Origin of the sequence: Pseudomonas sp. AU11447 (genome assembly GCF_001672555.2) — a bacterium.
Taxonomy (GTDB): Bacteria; Pseudomonadota; Gammaproteobacteria; order Pseudomonadales; family Pseudomonadaceae; genus Pseudomonas; species Pseudomonas nitroreducens.
Genome location: NZ_LZDG02000034.1, coordinates 101,152 through 121,864 on the forward strand (window position 1 = coordinate 101,152; position 20,713 = coordinate 121,864).

A 20,713-nucleotide genomic window follows, 5' to 3' on the forward strand; every position below is an offset into this window, starting at 1 on the left:
TGTCCGGTTGAAAGCGAAAGGGCAGGGGTGGTTCAGGTTTTCTGCTGTTTCAGGCCGCCAGAAGCGAAGAAGCCTCCCAGTTACGGGAGGCTTCGCGGCGGTAGCTGCCTTTGCCTTTGGCCGGCTGTTCCTGGCGGCTGCGGAACAGGGGCTGTGCGATCAGGGACTTGGCCTTGTTCGGCCGTTTGGATTTCTTCGCCATGGGGCTTTCCTCATTGAGGCCGGCGCCGTTGCCGGCGCGCAAATGTTCCGCCTATCTGGCACGCCTGTCCAATGCCTTTGGTCAGCCGGCGCTCGGGCCAAGGCCGCGGAAGGTCATTCGGGACTACGCTGGCTGCGGCGCACCTTCCTGGCGCATCGGACAGCTACGAGGACCAGAGCGATGAAGTTTCTCTGCATGATCTATTTCGACGAGCACAAGGCGGCAGGGCTGCCGGAGGCCGAACTGCGCGCCATCGTCGACGAGTGCATGACCTACAGCGAGCAACTGCGCCGCAGCGGCAACTACATCGCCGCCAATGCGCTCCTGCCCACCGCCACGGGGCGCACGCTGCGCGGCCAGGGTGAGAGGCTGGCAGTGACGGACGGGCCATTCGCCGAGACGCGCGAGCAGCTGGGCGGTTTCTACCTGATCGAGGCCCAGAGCATGGAGGAGGCCGAGCGTATCGCCGCGAAGATTCCGCCGGGTCGGTTGGGGTGTGTGGAGGTGCGCCAGGTTCGCGAGTGGGAGTGAGGTCGTTGGGGTAAGTCAGGTCCTGCAGGTTGCGAGGTGACTGCGGCGCTTTGTCGCAAAATTTGTAACAGACCTTTTCAGTCGGACGGCTGTGGCGCGTACTGGAGCTCGGCTAGCTTAATAGCTGGCTAACTATCGCTCTGGCGTGCAGGGACCGCGGCGCCGCCGGCTGGAGATACGTCATGCAGCAATGGTCCCCGACCCAGCGCAATGTGGTGATCGCTTCGGTGCTCGCCTGGACGCTGGATGCCTTCGACTTCTTCCTTCTGGTCTTCGTCCTCACCGATATCGCCCAGACCTTCCATGTCGATCTGCCCCAGGTATCGCTGGCGATCCTGTTGACCCTGGCCGTGCGGCCCATCGGCGCGCTGCTGTTTGGTCGTGCGGCCGAGCGTTATGGGCGTCGGCCGGTGCTGATGATCAACATCCTGATCTACTCGCTGCTGGAGCTGGCCTCGGCGTTTTCGCCGAACCTGACGACCTTCCTGATCCTGCGGGTGGTCTACGGTGTGGCCATGGGCGGAATCTGGGGCGTGGCCTCGTCGCTGGCGATGGAGACCATTCCCGAGCGTTCGCGCGGGATGGTGTCCGGGCTGTTCCAGGCCGGTTATCCCGCGGGTTACCTGATCGCCTCGATCATCTACGGCCTGTTCTTCGAAGTGCTGGGCTGGCGCGGGATGTTCATCGTCGGTTGCCTGCCGGTGGTGCTGGTGGCGTTCATCTGGTTCAAGGTCCCGGAATCGCCGATCTGGCAGGCGGCGCGCGAACGCAAGGAGTCGACACCGCTGTGGCCGGTGCTGCGCAGTCAGTGGAAGTTGTGCCTGTATGCCGTGCTGCTGATGGCCTGCTTCAACTTCTTCAGCCATGGCACGCAGGACCTGTACCCGACCTTCCTGAAGGTGCAGCACGGGTTCGATACGCACACGGTCAGCCTGATTGCGGTGGCTTACAACATCGCGGCGATCCTGGGGGGTATCCTCTTCGGCAGCCTGTCCGAGCGCATAGGGCGGAAGAAGGCGATCATCTGCGGTTCGCTGCTGGCATTGCCGGTACTGCCGCTGTGGGCCTTCAGCCATGGCGCGGTGGCGCTGGGCGTGGGGGCCTTCCTCATGCAGTTCATGGTCCAGGGCGCCTGGGGTGTTATTCCGGCTTATCTCAACGAGCTGGCGCCGGTGGGAACCCGTGCGGTGTTGCCGGGGTTCGTCTACCAGCTGGGCAACCTGATTGCTTCGGTGAACGCGCCGCTGCAGGCAGAAATTGCCAAGAGCTACAGCTATGGCACGGCGATGGCCATCGTGGCCGGGACGGTGGCGATCCTCATCTGCGTGTTGATCAGCACCGGCCGCGATACCCGTGGCGTGGCGCTGGACCGGGCGGAGGGGCAGGCGCACCGGACAGTGCCGGCGCGGTCCTGAAGTTCCGGGCGCTGGGCGGTTCGCGAGCAAGCTCGCTCCTACGGGGGCAGGTTCTGCAATATCGCGCCGGGGTTGATCGGGTTGGGGAGCGGCTGTTCTCTTCGAGACGTCAGTGCCGCTGAATTCCCATCACCCCAGCCCTCTCCCTGAGGGAGAGGGGGCAGATCGTGGCTGACGCCCAGGTTGCATCCTGCACCGAACGGTCCCCTCTCCCGCTTGAGGAGCGGGGCGCGTAGCCAGGGTTAGGGGCTCTTGATCTTGTCGAGCGGACTCCGTCCGCGATGACTCGCCGGCTGACCGCGCGGCTGCACCGAGGAAAACGCGATCAGGCCGAAGGCAGGCCGATGCGCTGGCCGGCGACCAGCAGGGCGAGGCGGGCGAGGCTGTTCCAGACGTTGCCGGGAGCCTGGCCCTTGATCTGTGCATCGATCAGCTGGGCGTCCTGCAGCATCTGGTTCCAGCGTTGCGTGGTGTGCCGTTGCAGGGCTTTGCTCATCAGCGGGCGGCGCTTGTCCCAGATCGGCGGGCGACACTGGCTGAAGGCCTTGTCCAGCGGCACGCCCTGGCTGAACTGCTGGGCGAGACTGGCCAGCACGCGAACTTCCCGCGCCAGCGCCCAAAGGATCACCGGCGGCTCCACACCTTCGCCGCGCAGGCCTTCGAGCATACGCAGACAATGGGCGGCTTCGCCGTTCAGGGCGGCGTCGATCAGGCCGAAAACATCGAAGCGCGCACTGTCGGCCACGGCGGCCTGGACGGTATCGACGTCGATCTGCTGGCCTTCGGCGAGCAGCTTGAGCTTTTCGATTTCCTGCGCGGCGGCCAGCAGGTTGCCTTCCACGCGCGCGGCGATCAGGTCGACTGCTTCCTGGCTGGCAGCGAGGCCGGCCTGGGACAGGCGCTGGCGGATCCACTGCGGCAACTGGTGCGCGTCGATGGGCCAGACTTGGATGAACTGGGCAGCATCGCCGTCGATCAGGGCCTTGGCCCATTTGGTCTTCTGCGTGTTGCCGTCGAGCTTGGGCAGGCTGACCAGCAGGACGGTGTCTTCCGGCGGGCGCTGCAGGTATTCCTGGAGGATGGCCGCGCCCTTGTCGCCGGGCTTGCCGGAGGGCAGGCGCAGTTCGATCAGGCGCTTTTCGGCGAACAGCGAGAGGCTGGCGCCGGCTTCGATCAGCTGGCCCCAGTCGAAGTTGGCTTCGGCGTTGAATACCTGGCGCTCGCCGAAATCACGTTGGCGACAGGCGGCACGGATGGCATCGCAGGCTTCCTGGCAGAGCAGGGGCTCGTCGCCGCTGACCACGTAGACGGGCGCGAGGTTGCCTTGCAGGTGCTTGGCGAGTTGTCCGGGATTGAGCTTCATAATGAGAAAGGGGCCGGTTGGCCGGCCCCTTGTCGCTTACTGCGCTTTCGGGAATTCGATCGGCGATTGCTGCGGCTGAGACTTTGCAGCCTCGTCCGCGGCCTTCATCGCGTCCGCTTCAGCCTTGGCCTTGGCTTCGGCCTTGGCCTGCAGGTCGTCGAGCTGCGCCGGGGTGATCAGCTGCAGGCGGGTGACCATCTGCTGGACCAGGTCACGACGCATTTCGGCACGAATCTGCTGGGCTTCCTGGTCGGAGCCGATCAGGTTGTTCTCATCCTGCACGTAGACCTTGCGGACCTGGACCTGGTTGGCGAGCAGCAGCAGGTTGTCGGTGCCACGAATCTCGTAGCTCAGAGTGTTGGTCAGTTCGTTTTCCGCGCTACGGGCGGAACTGGTGTAACTGACGCTGCGCTGGGTTACGTCCTCGCGGGCCAGGATCAGGTGGTAGGGCGCGCGGGAGACGACTTTCACGCCGCTGCCTTCAAGCACCTGCTTGAGCTGCGTGACGGTCTCGCCATAGGCGTTGCGCGCACTCACGTCGATTTCCTTGAGCGCAAAGTTCGTATCGCCCAGGCCGCGCAGTTGGAAACCGCAGGCGCTCAGCACGCTGGCCAGGCCGATCAGCGCGAGGCTGGTCAGGATACGTTTCATCAAGCTTCCTCACTCCTGTTGATCCGATATGCCCGTGGCGAAGGTGCCACGGGCGAATGGGTCTTTTCCAGCGTTGCTTTTAGTTGGCGACGATATTGACCAGCTTGCCGGGCACCACGATGACCTTGCGAATGGTCAGGCCGTCGGTGAAGCGCAGCACGTTCTCGTTGGCGCGGGCGGCCGCCTCGACCTCCTCGCGGCTGGCGCTGGCGGGCATTTCAATGTGGCCGCGCAGCTTGCCGTTGACCTGTACCACCAGTTGCAGGCTGTCCTGCACCAGGGCGGCTTCGTCGACCTGCGGCCAGCTGGCGTCGATCACGGCGCCGTCCTTGCCCAGCTCCTGCCAGATCACGTGGCAGATGTGCGGGGTGATCGGGGCCAGCAGCAGGGTGACGGTTTCCAGGCCTTCCTGCAGCAGGGCACGGTCGGCGGCGGATTCGGCCGGGGCCTTTTCCAGCACGTTCATCAGGGTCATCACGGCGGCGATGGCAGTGTTGAACTTGTGGTGCTGGCCGACGTCCTGGCTGGCCTGGCGGATGGCCAGGTGTATGGCGCGGTGAATGGCCTTCTGCGCATCGTCCAGGGCGGATTTGTCCACCGCGCCGGCCGGGCCTGCGTTGACGTGGGCCTGGGCCAGGCGCCAGACGCGGCGCAGGAAGCGGTTGGCGCCTTCGATGCCGGAGTCGGACCATTCGCAGCTCATGTCCGGCGGCGAGGCGAACATCATGAACAGGCGGCAGGTGTCGGCGCCGTAGGCGTCGATCATGGCCTGCGGGTCAACGCCGTTGTTCTTTGACTTGGACATCTTCTCGGTGCCGCCGATTTCCACCGGCAGGCCGTCGGTCTTCAGACGCGCACCGATGACCTTGGCCTTGGCGTCACGCTCGACTTCCACGTCCGCCGGGTTGAACCATTCCTTGCCGCCGTTGGCAGCGACGCGGTAGTAGGTCTCGGCGACGACCATGCCCTGGGTCAGCAGGTTCTTGAACGGCTCGTCGGAGTCGATCAGGCCTTCGTCGCGCATCAGCTTGTGGAAGAAGCGTGCGTAGAGCAGGTGGAGAATGGCGTGCTCGATACCGCCGATGTACTGGTCGACCGGCAGCCAGTAGTTGGCGGCCTTCTTGTCCAGCATGCCGTCTTCGAACTGCGGGCAGGCGTAGCGGGCGAAGTACCAGGACGACTCGACGAAGGTGTCCATGGTGTCGGTTTCGCGCTTGGCCGGCTGGCCGCATTTCGGGCAGCTGCACTCGTAGAACGACGGCAATTTGGCCAGCGGCGAGCCGGCGCCATCCGGTACCACGTCTTCAGGCAGGACTACCGGCAGTTGGTCGGCCGGGACCGGCACGTCGCCACAGGCGTCGCAGTGGATGATCGGGATCGGGCAGCCCCAGTAGCGCTGGCGGCTGATACCCCAGTCGCGCAGGCGGAACTGGGTACGCTGCTGGCCGAGGTTCTTGGCGGCGAGGTCGGCGCCAATGGCGTCGAACGCGGCCTGGTAGCCGAGGCCGTCGTACTTGCCGGAGTTGACGGTGATGACGCTCTCGTCCTTCAGGCCGTACCACTCTTTCCAGGTGCCGGCTTCGAAGTCGTTGTCGCCTTCGACCTTGGCAATGACCTGGACGATCGGCAGGCCGTACTTGTTAGAGAACTCGAAGTCGCGCTCGTCGTGGCCGGGAACCGCCATCACGGCGCCTTCGCCGTAGGTCATCAGGACGTAGTTGGCGATCCATACCGGCAGCTTGTCGCCGGTCAGCGGGTGCTCGACGAACAGGGAAGTGGCGACGCCTTTCTTCTCCTGGGTGGCGATGTCGGCTTCGGCGACGCCGCCGCGCTTGCACTCGTCGATGAACGCCTGCAGCGACGGATCGCGCTCGGCGGCCAGGGTGGCCAGCGGGTGCTCGGCGGCCACGGCGACGTAGGTGGCGCCCATCAGGGTGTCCGGACGGGTGGTGAAGACCTTCAGCTGGCCGGTATCGCCAATGGAAGCCTGGTCGTAGGGGAAAGCGATTTCCATGCCGCGGGACTTGCCGATCCAGTTGCGCTGCATGGTCTTGACCTGTTCAGGCCAGCCCGGCAGGTCGTCGAGGCTGGACAGCAGCTCTTCGGCGTAAGCGGTGATCTTGAAGTAGTACATCGGGATTTCGCGCTTCTCGATCAGCGCACCCGAACGCCAGCCGCGGCCGTCGATGACCTGCTCGTTGGCCAGCACGGTCTGGTCCGCCGGGTCCCAGTTCACGGTGCCGTTCTTGCGGTAGATCACACCCTTCTCGAACAGGCGGGTGAACAGCCACTGTTCCCAGCGGTAGTAGTCCGGCTTGCAGGTGGTGACTTCGCGGGACCAGTCGATGGCCAGGCCCAGGCTGTTGAGCTGGGACTTCATGTAGGCGATGTTGTCGTAGGTCCAGGCCGCCGGTGCGACGTTGTTCTTCATCGCGGCGTTTTCCGCCGGCATGCCGAAGGCGTCCCAGCCCATCGGCTGCAGGACGTTCTTGCCCTGCATGCGGTGGTAGCGGCTGATCACGTCACCGATGGTGTAGTTGCGCACGTGCCCCATGTGTAGCTTGCCGCTCGGATACGGGAACATCGACAGGCAGTAGAACTTCTTCTTGCCGGCGACTTCGTCGACGCGGAAGGAGTTGTGTTCGTTCCAGAAGTTCTGGGCCTGGGATTCGATCTCGAGGGGCTGATATTGCTCGTGCATGGCGCGATTTGAACCTGTACGGAAAAGAATTGTGCAGCCGGGAAGGTCGAGTGGCCCTCCGCTTCACCGGCCCCTGAGAAAGCAAGGGTCAGGTGGCTACAGAAAGCCTCGTAGCATACATGACCCCCACCCGAGCCGGTAGCCCGCGCCGTTTGTCGCACGCTCGGTGTGGCACGGGGGGGGCCGCTAAGCTTTGCCTGAAGGCGGGAGGTTTCCGCCTGTCTTGAGGTGACTGATGGCTGAGCTGCATCGCGCAAGTGCTTCGGGTTCCGGTCTGTATGAACGGTTGTTGCAACGGCTCGCACTGGCCCTGGATGAGGCCGATACCGCTGAGCGGCTACGTGACGAATGCCCCATGGAGCTGGAGTTGCGCGGCTTGAGCAGTGCGGAGCTGGCATTGATCCGGGCCTATCTGGATCAGGATGTGAATTGGCTGCGCGGTTGGCATGCCGCGGCGGAAGAGCTTGCGCTGTTGGAGCATTCACCGACCCGCGCACCGCGCCATGTGCGCCAGGCCACGCCGCCCAGTCGTCCGCGCCTGGTGCCGCGCCCGCAGCAGCTGCAATGCGCGCTGTGTGGCTCGCCGGTCGCCTGGAGCCGCAACCAGGGTGTGCTGCCCTGCACGTCCTGCGGCTCGCAGTTGTTCCGTAACGCGAAAGCGCGCTGATACCCCATCGATCCGTTAGGCTTGGCGCCTCGACAAGGAGTCGCCAATGCCGATCCGCTTCATCCTCAAACAGATTTTCATGCCGCCGGGACTGCTGCTTTTGCTGCTGTTCCTGGGCTTTGTCCTGCGCCGGCGCTACCCGCGCTTCTCGGTGTTCTGTTTCTTTTCCGGTTTCCTCGGCTTACTGGTAATGAGCCTGCCGGTGACGGTGGAATGGGGCGCGCGCCAGCTGGAGCAGCAGGAGCCGCTCAGACAGGCGGAGTGGGCGGGGCTGGCGCAGCGCGGCGACGCGATTGTGGTGCTGGGCGCCGGGCGGGTGCGCGGCGACCGCGCCTGGGACGAGGACCAGCCCGGCCTGATGGCCCGCGAGCGTATTCGCTACGCGGCCCGCCTGGCCAAGGCCAGCGGCCTGCCTGTACTGACCTCCGGCGGCCTGCATTACGGCACGCCACCTTCCGAGGCGCGCATCATGGCGCAGAGCCTGCTGGACGATTACGGCGTGCCGGTGCGCTGGGAAGAGGGGCGCAGCCGCACGACCTGGGAGAATGCGCAGTTCAGCGCCGAGATGCTGCGTGAGGCGGGTATCAGGCGGGTAATCCTGGTCACCAGCGCCATCCACATGCCGCGTTCGATCTGGAGCTTCGAGAAAGCCGGGCTGGAAGTGGTGCCGGCACCTTCGGGGTATATAGGGACGGACGATGCCGTGCCCATGGGTGGCTGGCTGCCGGAGGGGCGAGCGATCTGGCAGAGCGGGCAATTGCTGAACGAGGCGATCGGGCTGGTCGGGTATCGGTTGTTCTATCGATAGCACCGGCATGATGCGGTTCGCGAGCAAGCTCGTTGCTACAGGTGCGAGCCTGCTTTTGCGGGAGCGAGCTTGCTCGCGAACCCGGCTCCCAGAATGAAAAAGGGCCTCGCAATGAGGCCCTTTTCGTTGGCGTCAGCCGAACAGTCGGCGTACTTCCGGATGCGTGCGGCGGCGCACCAGCGCCCAGACCAGCAGCACCGCGCTGAGGATCGCCAGCGGCCAGACACGCCACTTCAGGTAGGGCGTCAGGCCCTGCATCGGCAGGACTTCGCCATGCAGCACGCCTTGCTGGAATTGCGGGATCTGCACAGCCAGCTTGCCGAACGGGTCGATCAGCGCGGTCACGCCGTTGTTGGTGCCGCGCACCATCCAGCGGCCGGCTTCCAGCGCGCGCATCTGCGCCATCTGCAGGTGCTGCAGTGGGCCGATGGAGGTGCCGAACCAGGCGTCGTTGCTGATGGTCAGCAGCAGCTGGCTCTGCGCTGCGAGCTCGGCGGCGAACTCCGGGTAGACCACTTCGTAGCAGATGTACGGCGCCACGGAATAACCCTTGGCCTTGAGCAACGGCTGGTCCGCCGGGCCGCGAGCGAAGTCGGACATGGGCAGGTCGAAGAAGGCGATCAGCCCGCGCAGCACGTCCTGCAGCGGAACGTACTCGCCGAAGGGCACCAGCTTCTGCTTGAGGTAGTTGCCGCTGCCTTCGCCGACCACGGTAATGCCGTTGTAGTAACGGATGCCGTCCGTGGTCTTCTCGCGCACCGGCACGCCGGTGATGAGCGCGGCCTTCTTGGCGGTAGCGACGCCGTTGATCATCTCCAGGTAGCCGGTGGCCTGGTCCTTGAGCACGGGCACGGCGGTTTCCGGCCAGACGATCAGGTCGACGCCGCTCTGCTCGGCGGTCAGGTCGCGGTAAAGCTCGAGCTGGTGGGTGATGGCCTTGGGGTCCCACTTCATTTCCTGGGCAATGTTGCCCTGCAGTGCGGCGACCTTCAGCGGCGCGCCGGCCGGAGTGGTCCAGGCGTGGCCCTTGTAGCCCAGGCCGGCGGCCCAGGGCGCGATCAGCAGGACCAGGCCGGTGACCAGGTGCGTCGGGCGCCGGGTCAGGGCCGGGATGTTGATGATCAGCGCGCTGGTCAGGGCAATGGCGAAGGACACCAGCCACACGCCGCCCAGCGGGGCGAGGCCAGCCAGCGGGCCTTCCAGCTGGCTGTAACCGGCATAGAGCCAGGGGAAGCCGGTGAGGAACCAGCTGCGGAACAGTTCAAGCACCATCCACAGCGCGGCGAAGGCCAGTGCATCGCTGACCGGGGCGTTGTTGCGGCGGAAGAAGCGTGCCCAGACCCAGGCGGGGAGGGCGAAGAAGAACGCGACGCCGGCACTGAAGCCCGCTACCAGGAAGCCGGCCAGCGGCCCGGAGGCGCCACCGAAGTTGTGGATGCTGAAGTAGATCCAGCTCGTCCCGGCGATAAAGGCGCCAAAGCCGTACCACCAGCCGCGCCACAGCGCCGAGCTGGCGGTGGTGCCGCGCAGGCCGAGGTAGAACAGGGCCAGCGACAGCACCGCCAGCGGCCAGTAGCCAAACGGAGCCAGGAACAGCGGAGTGAGCGCGCCGGCGGCCAGGGCGAGCAGGTGGCCTGGCAGGCCGGGGCGGGTGATCCAGCGCATCGGAAATCCTTGTTGCGGTTAAGCGATGCGCAAGAGTAATGGAGAGACGAACGGTAGGCTATGGGGATGAAAGCCAAAAGCCATGAGCTGACTGCGGCAGGGTGTTGCAGGAAAGGTCTGGGCGGATTGTAGGAGCGAGCTTGCTCGCCCCTACAGGTGTCTACCTCTTAGTCCTGCAGCGGGGTCAGGCGCAGCAGGTGCAGCCGGCGGCTGTCTGCGTTGAGCACGCGGAAACGGAAGCCGCCCAGTTCGGTGGTTTCGTTGCGCTTGGGCAGGTGGCCGAAGGCGCTCATCACGACGCCGCCGACGGTGTCGAATTCTTCATCAGAGAATTCCGCGCCGAAGAAGTCGTTGAAGGCTTCTATCGGGGTCAGTGCCTTGACGATGAAATCGCCGCTGGGCAATGGCTTGATGTAGCTGTCTTCCTCGACGTCGTGCTCGTCCTCGATATCGCCGACGATCTGCTCCAGCACGTCCTCGATGGTCACCAGCCCCGCCACGCCGCCGTACTCGTCGATGACGATGGCCATGTGGTTGTGGTTCGCACGGAATTCGCGCAGCAGCACGTTGAGACGCTTGGACTCCGGCACGAAGGTGGCCGGCCGCAGCAGGTCCTTGATATTGAAGGAGTGGGCGTTGTCGTGAAGGATCAGCGGCAGCAGGTCCTTGGCCAGCAGTACACCCATGACGTCGTCCAGGCTCTCGCCTACCACGGGGTAGCGGGAGTGCGCCGCGTCGATGATCGCCGGCAGGAAATCACGCGGTGTCTGGGTGGCCTTGATGCTGATCATCTGCGAGCGCGGCACCATGATGTCGCGGACCTGGAGGTCCGCTACCTGGATCGCGCCTTCGACGATGGACAACGCTTCGCTGTCGAGCAGCTTGTTGTCGTGGGCTTCGCGCAGCAGCTCCAGCAGCTCCTGGCGGTTTCTCGGCTCATGGGCAAAAGCCTGGGTGATCTTGTCCAACCACGACTTGTGCCCATTGCTCGATCGGTCTTCGCTCATCATTCCTGCTCAGTGGCTTTTATTCTTCATCGGCTGCATATGGGTCCGGATGACCCAGTTCAGCCAGCAATTCCCGTTCCAGGCCTTCCATTTCCTCGGCTTCCACATCGTCGATGTGATCGTAGCCGAGCAGATGGAGGCAGCCATGGATGACGAGGTGGGCCCAGTGGGCCTGCACGGACTTGCCCTGTTCGGTGGCCTCGCGGATGACTACGGGGGTGCAGATCACCAGGTCGCCCAGCAGCGGGATATCCAGCAGCTCATCGGGAACATCAGCGGGGAAGGACAGTACGTTGGTGGCGTAGTCCTTGTGTCGCCAGGTCTTGTTCAGTTCGCGCCCTTCGGCTTCGTCCACCAGGCGGATGGTGAGTTCAGAATCATTCTGGCGCTGGCGCAGGGCCAGTTCGCACCAGGTTCTGAACTCGGCTTCGCTTGGCAGGCCGGCCGCTTCGGAGGCGACCTGCAGGTCCAGTTCAAGCATTCTTGTTGCCCTGGCCTTCTACGCCGGTCAGACGGTTCTCATAGGCGTCGTAGGCATCGACGATGCGCTGCACCAGCGGGTGGCGCACGACGTCCTTGGACTTGAAGTGGGTGAAGCTGATGCCGGGGACATCGCGAAGCACTTCCATCACGTGCTTGAGGCCCGAACGGGTGCCTTTGGGCAGGTCGACCTGGGTGACGTCGCCGGTGATCACCGCGGTGGAGCCGAAGCCGATCCGGGTGAGGAACATCTTCATCTGTTCCATCGTGGTGTTCTGGCTTTCGTCGAGGATGATGAAGCTGTTGCTCAGCGTGCGGCCGCGCATGTAGGCGAGCGGCGCGACCTCGATGACCTGGCGTTCGATCAGCTTGGCCACGGTCTCGAAGCCGAGCATCTCGTACAGCGCGTCATACAGCGGGCGCAGGTAGGGGTCGATCTTCTGCGACAGGTCGCCGGGCAGGAAGCCGAGCTTCTCGCCGGCTTCTACCGCCGGGCGCACCAGCAGGATGCGGCGGATCTGCTCGCGCTCCAGGGCGTCCACGGCGCAGGCGACGGCGAGGTAGGTCTTGCCGGTGCCGGCCGGACCGATGCCGAAGTTGATGTCGTGGTCGAGGATAGCCTTGACGTAGCGCTGCTGGTTCGCACCGCGCGGGCGAATGTGTGCCTGGCGGGTCTTGAGCGTCACCAGCGGGACGACGGGCTCGACGGCGAGTTCTTCCAGGCCGGATTCCTGCAGGAACAGGTGAACCAGGTCGGGCGTCATCTCGGTGCCGTTCTGCACTTCGCGGTAGAGGCGCTGCAGGAGGTTTTCGGCTGCCTGGGTGCGCTCGGGGTCGCCGACCAGTTCGAACTGGTTGCCGCGGTTGCGGATCTCGATGCCGAGGCGCTTCTCGATCTGGTGCAGGTGTTCGTCGAACTGGCCGCACAGGTTGGCGAAGCTGCGGGCCTCGTAGGGCTCGAGCATGAAACGATGGATGTCCAGGGGGGCGTTCAAGGGCTGTCTAGGTCGCCGTGCTGCAAAGGGAGATGGTCGAAGAATAACCCCCGGCGAGCGAGTACGAAAGTTCAGTCGCCAACGGGGGATTCAACGGTCGAGGATCAGTGACGTGCTTCCACCAGGGTCGCACGCAGGGAATTGGGCAGTGCCTCGTAGATTTCCACCTCGACGAACTGGCCGATCAGGCGCGGATTGTCGCAGCGGAAGTTGACCACGCGGTTGTTCTCGGTGCGGCCCTGGAGCTGGCCGGGGTCGCGCTTGGCGTAGTCGGTGACGAGGATGCGCTGGATGGTGCCGACCATCCGTCGGCTGATCTCGAAGCCCTGCTGGTTCAGGCGGCTGTTGAGGATCAGCAGGCGCTGCTTCTTCACTTCGTCGGGTGTGTCGTCCACCAGGTCGGCAGCCGGGGTGCCCGGGCGCGAGCTGTAGATGAAGGAGAAGGAGAAGTCGAAACCGACGTCTTCCACCAGCTTCATGGTCTGTTCGAAGTCCTTCTCGGTCTCGCCGGGGAAGCCGATGATGAAGTCCGAGCTGATGCAGATGTCCGGCACCGCCGCCTTCAGCTTGCGGATGCGCGACTTGTATTCCAGCGCGGTATGGTTGCGCTTCATCGCCGCCAGGATGCGGTCCGAACCGGCCTGCACCGGCAGGTGGACGAACTTCACCAGTTGCGGCACCTCGGCGTGGGCGGCGATCAGCGAGTCGGAGAACTCCAGTGGGTGCGAGGTGGTGTAGCGGATGCGCTCGATGCCATCGACCTCGGCGACCACGCGAATCAGCTCGGCGAAATCGGCGAGGCGGCCGTCGTGGGTCTGGCCGCGGTAGCCGTTGACGTTCTGCCCCAGCAGGGTGACTTCCTTCACGCCGTTCTCGGCCAGGTGGATCACCTCGGCCAGCACGTCGTCGAACGGGCGACTGACTTCTTCGCCGCGGGTGTAGGGCACCACGCAGAAGGTGCAGTACTTGCTGCAGCCTTCCATGACCGAGACGAAGGCCGTCGGACCGTTCACCTGCGGCTCGGGCAGGCGGTCGAACTTCTCGATTTCCGGGAAGGAAACGTCCACCTGCGGTTTGCGGGTGGTGCGGGCGGCATCGATCATTTCCGGCAGGCGGTGCAGGGTCTGCGGGCCAAACACCACGTCGACGTAGGGCGCGCGCTCGCGGATCGCTGCGCCTTCCTGGCTGGCCACGCAGCCGCCGACACCGATCACGAGGTTGGGGTTCTGCTGCTTGAGCGTGCGCCAGGCGCCCAGTTCGGAGAACACCTTCTCCTGGGCTTTCTCGCGGATCGAGCAGGTATTGAGCAGAATGACGTCGGCTTCTTCGGCTTTCTCGGTGATTTCCAGGGCCTGGTGTTCACCCAGTAGGTCGGCCATGCGCGAGCTGTCGTACTCGTTCATCTGGCAACCGTGGGTCTGGATGAAAAGCTTCTTGGCCATGGAGTCTTTCTTGGTCTGGTTAAAAAATGACCGCGCATTATAAGCCCGAGGCGAAGCGTCTGCCACCGGGCCGGTCGAGGGAAGGCCTGGAGGTCGCGCGGCTGTGCTATCCTGCGTGCCCTTTTTGCAAAGCTGTCATCCTTCGTTCATGAGCAAGCGCGAGAACCCGATCTACAAGGTGGTCTTCCTCAACCAGGGCCAGGTGTACGAGATGTATGCCAAGCAGATCTACCAGAGCGATCTGTGGGGCTTCCTGGAGATCGAGGAGTTCGTCTTCGGCGAGCGCACCCAGGTGGTGGTGGACCCCAGCGAGGAAAAGCTCAAGGCGCAGTTCGACGGTGTCATCCGCAGCTTCGTGCCGCTGCACTCGATCATCCGTATCGACGAAGTGGAGCGCCTGGGCACCGCGAAGATCAGCGATGCCAAGATCACCGGCAATGTGATGCCTTTCCCCATGCCGATGCCGAGCAAGGACAGCTGATTCATCAGCGCTCTTTGTTCTTTGTAGGACCGAGGGGGACGCCCAGTCCTTGCTCGCGAACCGCTCAGCACCGAAATCAGCCGTAGAGCTCTGTTCGCGAGCAAGCTCGCTCCTACAGCGCATGGGAGGCTGGCGTGCGACTCAGGGCAGCGGCGAGAATGGCGAGTTGCCGGCGGTCTGCAGTTCGATCAGGTAATTGCGGAAGATCTGCCCGAGCACCTTGGTGGCGATGTCCAGTTCGTCCTTGTTCATCTGCTCGGCGACCAGGTCGGCGCTGTCCATGGCGTCTTCGGCGCCGTTGACCGCAGCCATCTTCAGCACGATGTAGGCCTGCACATTGTTGGCCTTCACGCCTTCACCGCGGAAGAACATGGTGCCCAGGCGCAGTTGTGCGTCGGCGTGGCCCTGCAGCGAAGCCTTCTCGTACCAGTGCAGGGCGGCCTGGAAGTCGCGCGGGGCGCGTTCGCCGGTATAGAAGAATTCCCCCAGCTCGAACTGTGCCTGTGCGTCGCCGGCATTGGCGGCCTGCTGGCAGCTGGCCAGGGCCTGTTGCAGCTGTTCGGGCACGGTGTTGAGGGTGCAGCGTCCGGTGGCTGGAATCAGCAGCGAGTTGCCGCCCGCCTGAGTGAACAGGGGCAGTGCGAGCAACAGGCAACCCAGCAGGGTGCGACCGGAACGGTACATGGGGAGAAACGGCCTCCAGAATCGGGGCGGGCAAAACCCGGCCAGCGAAATGCGCCAGCCTTCACATTATGAAATAAGCGGGCGCTTCCTTACAAAGTCTTTACCTTCTTTTCTGTTTTTTTACTGGAAATGCCAGCGGCGGCAGGGTTGGCGGAACGCTGTGAAAGGCTCGGTCCAGAGCGGAAGGCGCCCGCCTGGGCGCCTTCGCGGGAGGGCTTACTTGAGGGCGGCGAAAGCGCGCTCGGCAGCGTCCAGGGTCAGCTTCAGCTCGGTTTCACCGTGGGCGATGGAGGTGAAGCCAGCCTCGAAGGCGCTCGGAGCCAGGTACACGCCGGCGTCCAGCATCAGGTGGAAGAAGCGCTTGAAGCGTTCCGCGTCGCTGGTCATCACATCGTCGAAGGTGACGATGTCGTCGGCGCCGGTGAAGTACAGGCCGAACATCGCGGCACCCGCCTGGGTGGTCACGAAGGGGATGCCGGCAGCGTCGGCACGCTCCTGCAGGCCCTGCAGCATGCGGGTGGTGTAGGTGGTCAGCTCGTCGTGGAAGCCGGGGCGGCTGATCAGGCGCAGGGTGGTCAGGCCGGCGGCCATGGCCAGCGGGTTACCCGACAGGGTGCCGGCCTGGTAGACCGGGCCCAGCGGGGAGATCTGCTCCATGATCTCGCGCTTGCCGCCGAAGGCGCCCACCGGCATGCCGCCACCGATGATCTTGCCGAAGGTCGACAGGTCCGGGGTGATGCCGTAGTGCGCCTGGGCGCCGCCCAGGGCGACGCGGAAGCCGGTCATCACTTCGTCGAAGATCAGTACCACGCCGTGCTGGTCGCACAGGCGGCGCAGGCCTTCGAGGAAGCCGGGGGCCGGCGGCACGCAGTTCATGTTGCCGGCGACCGGCTCGACGATGATGCACGCCACTTCCTTGCCGACTTCGCCCAGGGTCTTCTCGACGGCGGCAATGTCGTTGAAGGGCAGGGTCAGGGTGTGCTTGGCGAAGGCCGCCGGCACGCCCGGGGAGTTCGGTACGCCGAAGGTCAGGGCGCCGGAGCCGGCTTTCACCAGCAGGCTGTCGGAGTGGCCGTGGTAGCAGCCTTCGAACTTGATGATGCTGTCGCGGCCGGTGTAGCCGCGGGCCAGGCGGATGGCGCTCATGGTGGCTTCGGTGCCGGAGCTGACCATGCGCACCATGTCCATGGACGGGACCAGCGAGCAGACCAGGTCGGCCATTTCCACTTCCAGCGCGGTCGGTGCGCCGTAGGACAGGCCGTGGTCGAGTTGCTTGCGCACGGCGTCGAGCACGTCCGGGTGGCTGTGGCCGAGGATCATCGGGCCCCAGGAGCCGACGTAGTCGACGTAGCGCTTGTCATCCTCGTCCACCACGTAGGCGCCTTCCGCATGCTTGAAGAACAGCGGGGTGCCGCCGACGCTCTTGAACGCGCGCACCGGCGAGTTCACGCCACCGGGGATGTGTTTCTGGGCATTGGCGAAAAGCGTTTCGGAACGGGACATGGTGTACCTCGCGAAGCTGTGAAGGGCCGGGCGCGTGGGCGCTCAGCGGGTTTCGAAGAGTTGGCTGAAGGCGCGCGCGCGTTGTTCGACTTCGGCCGGGGAGTCGGCGGCGAACAGCGCGTGGATCACGGCGATCATGTCGGCGCCGCGGGCGATCAGCTCCGGCGCGTTTTCCAGGGTCACGCCGCCGATGGCCACCAGCGGCACGTTGAAGCGCGCCTTGGCCTGTTCCAGCAATTCGAGGCTGGCGGCGGACGCGCCCGGTTTGGTCTGGGAAGTGAAGAAGCGACCGAAGGCGACGTAGCTGGCGCCTTCGGCAATGGCCTTCTCGGCCAGGTCGAGGCTGGCGTGGCAGGTGCCGCCGATGACGGCATTGCGGCCGAGCAGAGCGCGGGCCGCGGCCAGCGAGCCGTCGGTCTGGCCCAGGTGCACGCTGACACCCAGGCGCGCGGCCAGCTCGGCGTCGTCGTTGATCAGCAGCGTAGCGCCGTAGCGCGCGCAGAGATCGCGCAGCGCCTCTGCTTCACGCAGGCGGCGCGAGGCGTCGTCGGACTTGTCGCGGTACTGCAGCAGCTTGGCGCCGCCCTTCAGGGCGGCTTCGACGTAGGGCAGCAGGCGGCCGCCGTCGAGCAGCTGGCTGTCGGTGATGGCGTAGAGTCCGCGCAGTTTCATCGGTGCCTCGATCTTCGTACGGTTGATCAGTGAATCAGTTGCAATAGTCCAGCGGCAGGCGGCGCGGCACGTACTGGCCGTGGCCGGGTGCTTCCGCGTCGCGCAGGGTGCGCCAGGTGTAGTCCAGGGCGCTGCGCACCGCGCTGACCAGTTCTTCACCCAGGGCCAGGCGGCCGGCGAGGGTGCTCGCCAGGGTACAGCCCGAGCCGTGGTAGCTGCCGGGCAGGCGCTGGCAGGTGAAGGTGTGGCGCTGGCCGTCGCGGGTGTACAGGCGATTGTGCACTTCGGACTCGTCGCCGTGGCCACCGGTGATCAGCAGGGTCTGGATATAAGGCAGCAGCTTGTCGGCGCACTCGTCCGCAGTGCCTTCGGGCAGCTCGGCGAGGATGCGCGCTTCCGGCAGGTTCGGCGTGGCGACTGCGGCAATCGGCAGCAGGCGCTCGCGCATGGCGTAGCCGACGTCTTCCTTGCCCAGCGAGCCGCCGCCGCCGGCGCGCAGCACCGGGTCGCAGACCAGCGGGATGCCGGGCAGCGACTGCATGATCTCGACGACGGTGTCGACCATCCGCACCGAGCCGAGCATGCCGAGCTTGACCGCCGCCACCGGCAGGTCGGCGATCACCGCGTTGGCCTGGGCCAGCACCCACTCGCGGTCGAGTACGCGGAAGTCGGAAACGTTGACGGTATCCTGAACGGTCAGCGCGGTGACGGTGGGCGCCGCGTGGCAGCCTTGGGCGATCAGGGCTTCGATATCGGCCTGCAGACCGGCGCCGCCACTAGGGTCGTGGCCGGACAGGCAGAGCACTACGGGACGGGAGGCAGGTGTTTTCATGGCGCGGGAGCTTATCACCAAAATGCGCTGCTGAGCTGACCGAACGGTCCATTGCGCATCGCTTGGCCGCGCCCTGTCCGGATGGTCGAATGCCACGGGGCACAAGGCCTGTGCTAGAGTTCGCCGATTCCAACACAACGCCTCCACGGCGCGCCAAAGCGGGAGATGGGGATCTCCGGCGCGGCTGTCGGTGGCACTGCGGGGCACCATGCGGCACTGGCTGATCTTCCTGATCCTTCTCATCCTCTCGCCAGTGGCGAGCGCCATCAGCTTCGACGAGCACGTGGGGCAATTGCCGCTCGGGCGGGCGATGGATGTCTTCGAGGACGTGCGCGGCACCGCCGATATCGCCGAGATCAGCTCACCGGCGCTGGCTGCCAGCTTTCGCCACCATGAGCGGGATGTGCTCAATGCCGGCTATTCGCGCTCGGTGTTCTGGCTGCGCCTGGACCTGGACTACCAGCCGCAGGCCTCGCGCGATCCGGCCAACTGGCTGCTGGAGCTGGCTTACCCGCCGCTGGACAAGCTCGATCTCTACCTGCCCGATGGCAATGGCGGCTTCAAGCTCGCCCAGCGCACCGGCGATACCTTGCCGTTCGACAGCCGGCCGATTCGCCAGAACAACTACCTGTTCGACCTCAAGCTGGAGCCCGGCAAGCCGCTGCGCGTCTACCTGCGCCTGGAAAGCCAGGGCTCGATCCAGGCACCGCTGACGCTCTGGTCGCCCAAGGCCTACCTTGAAGAGCAGCCAGGGCGCATCTATGTGCTGGGCATCATCTACGGCGTGCTGCTGGTGATGATGATCTACAACCTGTTCATCTTCCTCAGCGTTCGCGATACCAGCTACCTCTACTACATCCTTTATATAGCCTCGTTCGGCTTCTACCAGATATCCGTCAATGGCGCGGGGATCGAGTATTTCTGGCCCAACAATCCCTGGTGGGCCAATGCTTCCACGCCCTTCCTGATCGGCTCGGCCGGGCTGTTCGGCTGCCAATTCGCCCGCAGCTTCCTGCATACGCGCGAGCACAGCCTGTGGATCGATCGCATCCTGCGCGTGCTGATGGCCGTTGGCGCACTGGTGATGGTGCTGGCGCTGACGGTCAGCTATGCCGTGGCCCTGCGCCTGGCGACCTACCTGGCATTGGCGTTCACTGTGGTGATCTTCACCGCCGGCATCGTCGCCTGGCTGCGCGGCATGCGCGTGGCGCGCTACTTCATCTTCGCCTGGAGCGCCTTCCTGCTCGGCGGCATCATCAATACCCTGATGGTGCTGGGCTTGCTGCCCAACGTGTTCCTCACCATGTACGCCAGCCAGATCGGCTCGGCACTGGAGGTCGGCCTGCTGTCCCTGGCGCTGGCGGACCGCATCAATGCGATGAAGGAAGAGCGCACGCGCATCCTCCAGGAAACCAGCCGCAAGCTGGAGCAGCTGAACCTGGAGCTGGCCAGCAGCAACCGCCTGAAGGACGAATTCCTCGCCACCGTCACCCATGAATTGCGCACGCCCATGAGCGGGGTGATCGGTTCGCTGGAACTGATGCAGACGGTGCCCATGGACATCGAGCTGACCCAGTACCACAAGACCGCCACCGGCTCGGCGCGGGACATGATGCGCATGGTCAACGACATTCTTGCGCTGATCGAGCTGCAGGCCGGCAAGCTCTACCCGCGCCGCGAGCCTTTCAGCCTGCGCGGCCTGTGTGACGGCTTGCGGGCGCAGTACGCGCCGCGCGCCGAGGAGCGCGGGCTGCGCTTCGTCCTGCAGCTGGACGAGAGCCTGCCGGATACCCTCGAAGGCGACGCCGGCAAGCTGGCCCAGGCGCTGGGCTACCTGATCGACAACGCCATCAAGTTCACGCACCAGGGTGGGGTGAATCTGCGCGTGGGCGGCGTGCCGAACAGCGAGGGGCTGGCGCTGCGCATCGAAGTGCAGGACAGCGGCATTGGCTTCTCCACGCCGCCCGATGGCGCGCTGTACCAGCGCTTCTTCCAGCTCGATGGCTCGCTGACGCGTGAATACGGCGGCCTGGGTATTGGCCTGGCGCTGTGCCGCAAGCTGGTGGCGTTGCTGGGTGGGGAGCTGGTGCACGAATCCGTGCCGGGGCAGGGTAGTCGCTTCAGCCTGGGGCTGCAGGTTGGCCAGCCGGTGCAGAGCATCGCCCCACCGCCGCGCCGCGCGGGTGGCCAGGTGCTGCGCAGTCCCGACCAGTGCACCGTGCTGGTGGTGGAAGACAACGCCATCAACCAGTTGGTGATTCGCGGCATGCTGCTCAAGCTCGGTTATCGCGTGCGCACGGCCGACAATGGCGCCGAGGCCATCGAGCTGCTGCGCCGGGAGGCCATCGATACCGTGCTGCTGGATTGCCAGATGCCGGTGATGGACGGCTTCGCCACCTGCCGGGCGATTCGCACCCTGCCGCGCTGTGCCGATCTTCCCGTGCTGGCGATTACCGCCCACAGCCATAGCGGCGACCGCGAGCGCTGCCTGGCCGCTGGAATGAGCGACTATATGGCCAAGCCGGTGAAGTTCGAGGAGCTGCAGGCTTTGCTGCATGACTGGCTGCTGTGCCAGCCGGCGCTGCCCAGCCCGGCCTGAGGTTCGACCCTGTAC

Annotated in this window: 19 protein-coding genes; 6 read left to right on the forward strand and 13 right to left on the reverse strand. The window is 65.0% G+C overall.

Annotation, left to right across the window (positions count from 1 at the left end; genetic code table 11):
• Nucleotides 1–49 precede the first annotated feature (49 nt).
• Nucleotides 50–202: an alternative ribosome rescue factor ArfA gene (gene arfA, locus A6723_RS10665; protein ID WP_037006939.1), complete on the reverse strand. Its 153-nt coding sequence runs from the start codon at nt 200–202 to the stop codon at nt 50–52.
• 180 nt (nt 203–382) lie between these two features.
• On the opposite strand from arfA, the gene A6723_RS10670 reads away from it, so the two are divergent.
• Nucleotides 383–733 (forward strand): YciI family protein, encoded by a 351-nt coding sequence (locus tag A6723_RS10670; protein ID WP_054906770.1) that lies wholly within the window; start codon nt 383–385, stop codon nt 731–733.
• Nucleotides 734–915: 182 nt separating this feature from the next.
• A complete protein-coding gene (locus tag A6723_RS10675) occupies nt 916–2,148 on the forward strand; it encodes an MFS transporter (RefSeq protein ID WP_054906771.1) in 1,233 nt (410 codons plus the stop codon).
• 325 nt (nt 2,149–2,473) lie between these two features.
• Here A6723_RS10675 and holA read toward each other — a convergent pair whose 3' ends face one another.
• From holA to leuS, 3 genes are all read right to left on the reverse strand, one after another.
• Nucleotides 2,474–3,511 (reverse strand): DNA polymerase III subunit delta, encoded by a 1,038-nt coding sequence (gene holA, locus A6723_RS10680; RefSeq protein WP_054906772.1) that lies wholly within the window; start codon nt 3,509–3,511, stop codon nt 2,474–2,476.
• A gap of 36 nt (nt 3,512–3,547) precedes the next feature.
• Nucleotides 3,548–4,162: an LPS assembly lipoprotein LptE gene (gene lptE / locus A6723_RS10685; protein WP_024763980.1), complete on the reverse strand. Its 615-nt coding sequence runs from the start codon at nt 4,160–4,162 to the stop codon at nt 3,548–3,550.
• A 79-nt stretch (nt 4,163–4,241) separates the two neighbouring features.
• On the reverse strand, nt 4,242–6,863 hold the full coding sequence (gene leuS / locus A6723_RS10690; protein WP_054906773.1) for a leucine--tRNA ligase: 2,622 nt from the start codon (nt 6,861–6,863) through the stop codon (nt 4,242–4,244).
• A gap of 235 nt (nt 6,864–7,098) precedes the next feature.
• On the opposite strand from leuS, the gene A6723_RS10695 reads away from it, so the two are divergent.
• On the forward strand, nt 7,099–7,530 hold the full coding sequence (locus A6723_RS10695) for a hypothetical protein (protein WP_054906774.1): 432 nt from the start codon (nt 7,099–7,101) through the stop codon (nt 7,528–7,530).
• A 46-nt stretch (nt 7,531–7,576) separates the two neighbouring features.
• Nucleotides 7,577–8,338, forward strand: a complete 762-nt coding sequence (locus A6723_RS10700) for a YdcF family protein (RefSeq protein WP_054906775.1) — start codon at nt 7,577–7,579, stop codon at nt 8,336–8,338.
• A 132-nt stretch (nt 8,339–8,470) separates the two neighbouring features.
• On the opposite strand, the gene lnt is transcribed toward A6723_RS10700, so the two are convergent.
• From lnt to miaB, 5 genes are all read right to left on the reverse strand, one after another.
• The gene (gene lnt, locus A6723_RS10705; protein ID WP_054906776.1) at nt 8,471–10,003 is read right to left on the reverse strand and encodes an apolipoprotein N-acyltransferase; all 1,533 of its coding nucleotides are present in this window, start codon (nt 10,001–10,003) and stop codon (nt 8,471–8,473) included.
• A 167-nt stretch (nt 10,004–10,170) separates the two neighbouring features.
• The gene (locus A6723_RS10710) at nt 10,171–11,010 is read right to left on the reverse strand and encodes an HlyC/CorC family transporter (protein ID WP_054906777.1); all 840 of its coding nucleotides are present in this window, start codon (nt 11,008–11,010) and stop codon (nt 10,171–10,173) included.
• 19 nt (nt 11,011–11,029) lie between these two features.
• Nucleotides 11,030–11,491 carry an rRNA maturation RNase YbeY gene (gene ybeY / locus A6723_RS10715; protein ID WP_054906778.1) on the reverse strand — a complete coding sequence of 154 codons (462 nt, stop codon included), beginning with the start codon at nt 11,489–11,491 and terminating at the stop codon, nt 11,030–11,032.
• A complete protein-coding gene (locus A6723_RS10720; RefSeq protein ID WP_054906779.1) occupies nt 11,484–12,485 on the reverse strand; it encodes a PhoH family protein in 1,002 nt (333 codons plus the stop codon). Before A6723_RS10720 ends, ybeY begins: the two co-directional genes overlap by 8 nt.
• Nucleotides 12,486–12,589: 104 nt before the next feature.
• Nucleotides 12,590–13,927 (reverse strand): tRNA (N6-isopentenyl adenosine(37)-C2)-methylthiotransferase MiaB, encoded by a 1,338-nt coding sequence (miaB, locus tag A6723_RS10725; protein ID WP_054906780.1) that lies wholly within the window; start codon nt 13,925–13,927, stop codon nt 12,590–12,592.
• A 148-nt stretch (nt 13,928–14,075) separates the two neighbouring features.
• Between miaB and A6723_RS10730 the strand changes: the two genes are divergently transcribed.
• Nucleotides 14,076–14,408: a DUF1820 family protein gene (locus tag A6723_RS10730; protein ID WP_054906781.1), complete on the forward strand. Its 333-nt coding sequence runs from the start codon at nt 14,076–14,078 to the stop codon at nt 14,406–14,408.
• A 141-nt stretch (nt 14,409–14,549) separates the two neighbouring features.
• Here A6723_RS10730 and A6723_RS10735 read toward each other — a convergent pair whose 3' ends face one another.
• From A6723_RS10735 to A6723_RS10750, 4 genes are all read right to left on the reverse strand, one after another.
• Nucleotides 14,550–15,092: a tetratricopeptide repeat protein gene (locus A6723_RS10735; RefSeq protein ID WP_017521798.1), complete on the reverse strand. Its 543-nt coding sequence runs from the start codon at nt 15,090–15,092 to the stop codon at nt 14,550–14,552.
• A 216-nt stretch (nt 15,093–15,308) separates the two neighbouring features.
• The gene (gene hemL / locus A6723_RS10740) at nt 15,309–16,595 is read right to left on the reverse strand and encodes a glutamate-1-semialdehyde 2,1-aminomutase (protein ID WP_024763970.1); all 1,287 of its coding nucleotides are present in this window, start codon (nt 16,593–16,595) and stop codon (nt 15,309–15,311) included.
• 42 nt (nt 16,596–16,637) lie between these two features.
• Nucleotides 16,638–17,267: a thiamine phosphate synthase gene (gene thiE / locus A6723_RS10745; RefSeq protein WP_054906782.1), complete on the reverse strand. Its 630-nt coding sequence runs from the start codon at nt 17,265–17,267 to the stop codon at nt 16,638–16,640.
• Nucleotides 17,268–17,301: 34 nt separating this feature from the next.
• A complete protein-coding gene (locus tag A6723_RS10750; RefSeq protein ID WP_054906783.1) occupies nt 17,302–18,099 on the reverse strand; it encodes a hydroxymethylpyrimidine/phosphomethylpyrimidine kinase in 798 nt (265 codons plus the stop codon).
• Between the two features lie 208 nt (nt 18,100–18,307).
• Between A6723_RS10750 and A6723_RS10755 the strand changes: the two genes are divergently transcribed.
• Nucleotides 18,308–20,698 (forward strand): hybrid sensor histidine kinase/response regulator, encoded by a 2,391-nt coding sequence (locus tag A6723_RS10755; RefSeq protein ID WP_054906850.1) that lies wholly within the window; start codon nt 18,308–18,310, stop codon nt 20,696–20,698.
• Nucleotides 20,699–20,713 lie beyond the last annotated feature (15 nt).